Origin of the sequence: Amycolatopsis sp., assembly GCF_036008905.1 — a bacterium.
GTDB lineage: Bacteria > Actinomycetota > Actinomycetes > Mycobacteriales > Pseudonocardiaceae > Amycolatopsis.
The window spans coordinates 1-5,909 of the sequence record NZ_DASYMU010000227.1 but is presented as its reverse complement, the minus strand read 5'-3'; the positions used below and the strand labels follow the sequence as shown (position 1 = coordinate 5,909).

Here is a 5,909-nt window from a genome sequence, read left to right as displayed (position 1 = left end):
CCCCCCCCCCCCCCCACCCACCCAAGCCGCGCCGCTCGTGCACTGCCCCTCCGCGGTGTCCCCACCGGGTGAACAGGTCACGTGGGGGAGACAAAGCCCGTGTCGCTGGCTGTCCGCCCGCCGACTCGGATACCTTCTTGCGGGAAGGTCTAGGGGAGGATTCAGGGCATGACGACCACAGCGACGCGACCGGGGGCACCGGGGGGACCCCAGTCGCCCGTCCGCGCGGAACCGGCCGCCCGGCGAGAGTCGCGGTCCGGCGTCGCGGGCCTGCTCGACCTGCCCGGCAACGCCGTACGCAGCATCATCCGATCGGCGGCGACCACGCCGGGGCGGCTTTCCGTGATCGCCGTGGGGCTCGCCTTGCTGGCGGTGCTCACCGGTCTTGTCGGCACGATTTCCGCGCAGGACAAGAAAGACACCATCAACGGTCTCATCGACCACCGCGAACCGCTCGCCGCGGCGGCGCAGCAGGTCTACCGCTCGCTGTCCGACGCGGACGCGACGGCGGCGAGTGCGTTCCTCTCGACCGGCACGGAACCGCCCGCGCTGCGTGAGCGCTACGAATTCGACGTCGCGCAGGCCGGTGCCGCGCTCGCGAAGGCCGCTTCCGACTCGGCTGGCGTGGACGAAGCGGCGAAGCAGGTCGACACGCTCGCCCAGCAGGTGCCCGTCTACACCGGTTTGGTCGAGACGGCGCGGGCGAACAACCGTCAGGGGTTCCCCGCCGGTGCCTCCTACTTGCGTGAGTCCTCCGAGCTCATGCGCGCCAAAATCCTTCCGGCCGCGCAGGAGCTGTACGCGATCGACACTCAGCGCCTGTCCGACGAGCAGGAGACGGCCACCAATTTCCCTTGGGCCGCAACGGCTTTGATTCTCGCGCTGCTCGCCGCACTGGTCGTCACCCAGGTGTATTTGAAGCGCAGGACGAACAGGGTGCTCAACGTCGGCCTGCTCGTGGCCACCGGAGCCGTGATCGTCGCGATCCTGTGGGGCGCGGTCGCGCTGGTCGTGCAGGGCACGCTGGTCGCCGACGGCAAGAACGACGGCACCCACCAGGTGGATGTCCTGGTGCGCGCCCGAATCGCCGCGCTGCAGGCACGAGCCGACGAGACGCTGACGCTCGTCGCGCGTGGTGACGGCGCCAACTACGAGAAGGACTACACCAACCTGACGCTCCAGCTCGTCGGCCCGGACGGGACGGGCGGGTTGCTGGCCGAGATCGAGGCCTTGGCGTCGGCGCCGGACATGCGCGGCCACATCAACGCCGCCAAGGACAACGCGGTGGCGTGGCTCAAGGCGCACACCCAGGTCCGCCGGTTCGACGACGCCGGGCAGTACCAGGAGTCGGTCAACCTGGCCATCGACGTCTCCAAGCCGGACAGCGCGGCTTCGGCTTTCCTGCGCCTGGACGAAAACCTGGTCGCCGCGATCAACGTCGGCCGCCAGGAGTTCGTGGACTACACCCGCAACGCCGATCGCGCGCTCACCGCGCTGGCACCGGGAATCGCCGTGCTCGCCGTGATCGCCGCCGCGGGTGCGACCATCGGTATCCGGGAACGTCTGAGGGAGTACCGGTGATGGGACAGAAGACACGGATTTCACTGGTCGTCGCGGCGGTTCTGCTCGCGGGCGCGTGTGGTTCCGCCGGGAAACCGATCGACCCGGCGCCGGTGGGCAAGGTCGAGCGGCCGCTGCCCGCCCACGTCGGCGGCGCGGACCAGGGGGGCGCCTCCGCGACGGAAGCCAACTGCAACGCGCTGGCGAGCCTCTCGCCGAGCAAGACGATCAACACCGGTTCGACGGTGGCGAAGATCAAGGAGAGCGGCAAACTGGTCGTCGGGGTCGACCAGACCACGTTCCTCTTCGGTTTCCGCAACCCGACGACCGGCAGCCTCGAAGGCTTCGACATCGACATCGCCAAGCAGATCGCGGCGGCGATCTTCGGCTCCGCCGACGGGCACGTCCAGTTCAAGGCGATCCCGTCTTCGCAGCGGGAGAACGTGCTGGAGCAGAAGCAGGTCGACATCGTCGTGCGGACGTACAGCATCACCTGCGACCGCCTGAAGCGGATCAACTTCTCGTCGGTGTACTACCAGGCCGGGCAGCGGATCCTGGTCGACAAGGCGACGGCGCCGAAGGTGTCGAAACTTGCGGACCTGGCGGGCAAGCGCGTGTGTGCCACCAAGTCGTCGACCTCGCTGACGAAGATCGCCACGGAGCCGTCGAAGCCGATCCCGGTCTCGGTCGACAACTGGGCGGACTGCCTGGTGATGCTGCAGCAGGGCCAGGTCGAAGCGGTGTCCACCGATGACACCATCCTCGCCGGGATGGTGGCGCAGGACCCGACGCTGCAGATCGTCGGTAACCGGTTCACCGACGAGAACTACGGCATCGGGATCCCCAAGGAAAACGACGACATGGTGCGGTACGTCAACGCCGTGCTCGAAGACGTCCGTGCCGGGCCGTGGAAGACGAGCTACAACAAGTGGCTGCTCCCCGGCCTCGGCGACGCCAACCCGCCCACCCCGCAATACCGCTAGGCCTCAGATCGACGTGACCTTGCGGTGCAGCCAGTAGGCGATGTGGCGGCCGTCGGTCGGGGTGAACGTGCGGCGCTGGGTGCCGTCGAGCAGCTGGAGCGCTTCGAGCAGGAACCGGCCGCGCACGCTGTCGAACCACAGCAGCGTGCCCAGCTGGCCGCCTTCGCTGCCCGTCGACACCTCGATCGCGCCGTAGCGGAGCATCGGACGGTCGAAGAACCCTTGCCCCTGACCGAAACCGGCGCTTCCCGGCGGCGCTGTCGTCGTGACGCCGTGCCCGGCGAAGGGAAAGCAAGACGGCAGGAAATCCACGATTTCGGGGACGACCTGGCCGGGTTTCCGCTCGTCGAACACCACCCGGTCGCCCTGCAACCTCGACATGAATCCGGTGTCGCCCTGCCAGCCGCCGCGGTACAGCTCGCGCGAGCCGTCCTCGATGACGCTGGCCACGTGCGTGATCAGCACGTCCGGCCGCGCCCAAGCCCGCAACGTCTCCTCGACCTCGGCGACGAGCTTGCCGCTGGCGGCGAGGTCGGCGTCCGCGAGCGCTTTCCAGACGGCTTCGCGCTGACGGGTGCGCTCCTCGAAGGTCGGGCTCGCGTACGGAATCCGGAACGGATGCACCCCACGGCCGAGTCGTAAATCCTCGTCCAGGATGTCCAGCTCCGATAGAGACATACTGAACGTTTCGGGCACCGGGGGCTCTCCTCGTCGTACTGATTCGACTCCGCCCGAACCATATGCCCGAAGTGGGCGTGTGGAGTCGCTAGGATCAGCAGGACTTTGTCGCGGGGAGCTCGGGAGGCAGTTGTGTCGGAGGAGTCGCGCCGTCCTCGGCACGCCGCACGGGACGAGGGCGGAGGGTCCGACATGCCCGGCTGGACCCCGCCGCCGTTCCGCTGGGACGAGCCGGAGCCCTCGGTCTCCGGCCAGATCGAGCTGGAATCCGACCAGGTGGACGAGCCCGGCACCGGCTGGACGCAGTCGCCTGACGTGCTCTCCGGGCGCTCCCAGGCCCCCGCTCCTCCCGAAGCCGAACGCACGGTCTTCCAGGCGCTCCCGCCCGTTTCGCCGGATGCCCAGGCCACCGTCCAGGGTATCCGGCCGATCACCCCGCAACAGCAGCAACAACAGCAGCGGCCGCCCCAGCAACAGCAGCAGCAACAGCAAGTGGCCGTGACACCGTCGGCGCAGCCCGTACGGCCCTACTGGGAAGCCAACAACGATCCCCAGCCCACGAGCGTCCTCGGCTCCCCGGCGCCGGAAACCCAAAGCATCATGCCGCCGGCGCCTCGCCCGGACTCGGGCCCTGGCATGCCGTTGCCCGACCCCGGCACGGAGAGCGTCCTGCCCGAGCGCAGCACGGGTTCCCGGACGGGTTCCGGCACCGGCACCGGATCTGGCACCGGCACCGGCACGGGTTCCGGGAAGTTCCCCGGCACCTCGCGGCGCACGTCGTCCCGCACCTCGCGCCGCGGCAGGCTCGGCGCCGGGCTCGTCGACGTCCCCCAGGTGGCCTACCGCGACCCCGCGTCCGCGGTGCTCGACAACCCGATGGTGTCCGAGGAGAAGCGCTTCTGCAGCAGCTGCGGCTCCAAGGTCGGCCGCGGTGTCAACGGCGCTCCCGGTGAGCCCGAGGGCATCTGCGCGCAGTGCGACACCCCGTTCTCGTACAAGCCGAAGCTGTTCCCGCACGAGATCGTCGGCGGGCAGTACGAGGTGCTCGGCGCGCTCGCGTACGGCGGGCTCGGCTGGATCTACCTCGCGCAGGACCACAACGTCAGCGACCGCTGGGTAGTCCTCAAAGGACTCATCGACACCGGCGACGCGACGGCGATGGCCGCGGCGGCGAACGAGCAGCGCTTCCTCGCCGAGGTCGAGCACCCGAATATCGTCAAGATCCACAACTTCGTTCAGCACACCGATCCCCAGACGGGCAGTGCCGTCGGGTACATCGTGATGGAGTACGTCGGCGGCCAGTCGTTGCGGCAGCTCGCGCTCGCGCACCACCGCGAGACCAAGCGCGTCGAGCCGCTGCCGATCGGGCAGGTCATCGCGTACGGCCTCGAAATCCTGCCCGCCATGGGATATCTGCATTCCCAGCAGCTGTTGTACTGCGACCTCAAGCCCGACAACGTGATCCAGACGCACGAGCAGCTCAAGCTGATCGACCTCGGCGCGGTCCGCCGGATGGACGACTACGAGAGCCCGCTGTTCTTCACCACCGGTTACAGCGCACCGGAACTGGCGAAGCAGGGCGCTTCGGTGTCTTCGGACCTGTACACCGTCGGCCGCACGCTGGCCGTGCTGAGCTTCGAATTCGCGGGCTACACGACGAAGTACAAGTCGAGCCTGCCGTCGGCGAAGGATATCCCGCTCTTTGCGCTTTTCGGTTCGTACCACCGGTTCCTGAAGCGTTCGACGCATACGGACCCGGATCGCCGGTTCATCTCCGCCGAGGACATGGCCGACCAGCTTACCGGGGTGCTGCGCGAAATCATGGCGCTCGGCACCGGTCAGCCCCGGCCGGGCGCGTCGACCGTGTTCGGTCCGGAGAGCCGGACCTTCGGCGTCGAGCTGGTCGTCCCGGAGCCGGGTCAGAGCGTCCCGCTGCCCGACTGGCGCGAAGTGGTGGCCGGGCTGCCGGTCCCGCAGGTCGACACCGGTGACCCGGCGGCGGGCGTGCTCGCCACGACGACTTCGGACGACCCGCGGGTGGCCATCGACGCGCTCGCGGGCGCGCCCCGGGAGTCGATCGAGGTCCGGCTGCGGATCGTCCGCGCGCGGATCGAGCTCGGTGAGCTCGCCGAAGCGCAGCGGCAGCTGCAGGCGGCCCAGTACCTCGCGATCAAGGCCGGTTTCCCGCACGACTGGCGGATCGACTGGTACCGCGGCCTGATCGAACTCGCCGGCGGGCGCTCGCGCGTCGCGCACGTGGCGTTCGAATCGGTCTACGACGAGCTGCCCGGCGAGATCGCGCCGAAACTGGCGCTCGGTGTCGCCGCCGAAGGCGTCGGCGACTACTTCGGTGCCGCGCGGTTCTACGAACTGGTGTGGCGAACGGACCACTCGTACGTCAGCGCCGCGTTCGGCCTCGCCCGCGTTTACCTGGCGCAGGGCGGGAAAGCGGGTGCGATCGAGGTGCTCGAATCGGTGTCGCCGCATTCGACGCATCACGTCGCCGCGCAGGTCGCCGCGATCAAGATCAAGACGCGGATCAGCAGTGCCAGGGACTCCGCGCCGGTGTCCGAACGCGACCTCGTCGAGGCGGGGAACAAGCTGGAGCGCCTCAACCTGGACGCCGAGCGGCGCACGCGCCTGTCGGCCGAGGTCCTGGAGGCCTGCCACGAATGGGTGCGGACGTCG

At 69.0% G+C, this 5,909-nt stretch carries 4 protein-coding genes; 3 read left to right on the top strand and 1 reads right to left on the bottom strand.

Features of this window, described 5'->3' with window-relative positions; genetic code table 11:
• Positions 1–168: 168 nt before the first annotated feature.
• Both VGP60_RS37305 and VGP60_RS37300 read left to right on the top strand, forming a co-directional pair.
• Positions 169–1,581, top strand: a complete 1,413-nt coding sequence (locus VGP60_RS37305) for a hypothetical protein (protein WP_327552927.1) — start codon at positions 169–171, stop codon at positions 1,579–1,581.
• On the top strand, positions 1,581–2,543 hold the full coding sequence (locus VGP60_RS37300; protein ID WP_327552926.1) for a glutamate ABC transporter substrate-binding protein: 963 nt from the start codon (positions 1,581–1,583) through the stop codon (positions 2,541–2,543). The genes VGP60_RS37305 and VGP60_RS37300 overlap by 1 nt, the downstream gene beginning before the upstream one ends.
• A 3-nt stretch (positions 2,544–2,546) precedes the next feature.
• On the opposite strand, the gene VGP60_RS37295 is transcribed toward VGP60_RS37300, so the two are convergent.
• Positions 2,547–3,239: an ESX secretion-associated protein EspG gene (locus VGP60_RS37295; RefSeq protein ID WP_327552925.1), complete on the bottom strand. Its 693-nt coding sequence runs from the start codon at positions 3,237–3,239 to the stop codon at positions 2,547–2,549.
• A gap of 114 nt (positions 3,240–3,353) precedes the next feature.
• On the opposite strand from VGP60_RS37295, the gene VGP60_RS37290 reads away from it, so the two are divergent.
• A partial coding sequence (locus VGP60_RS37290; RefSeq protein WP_327552924.1) for a serine/threonine-protein kinase occupies positions 3,354–5,909 on the top strand: 2,556 nt, incomplete at its 3' end.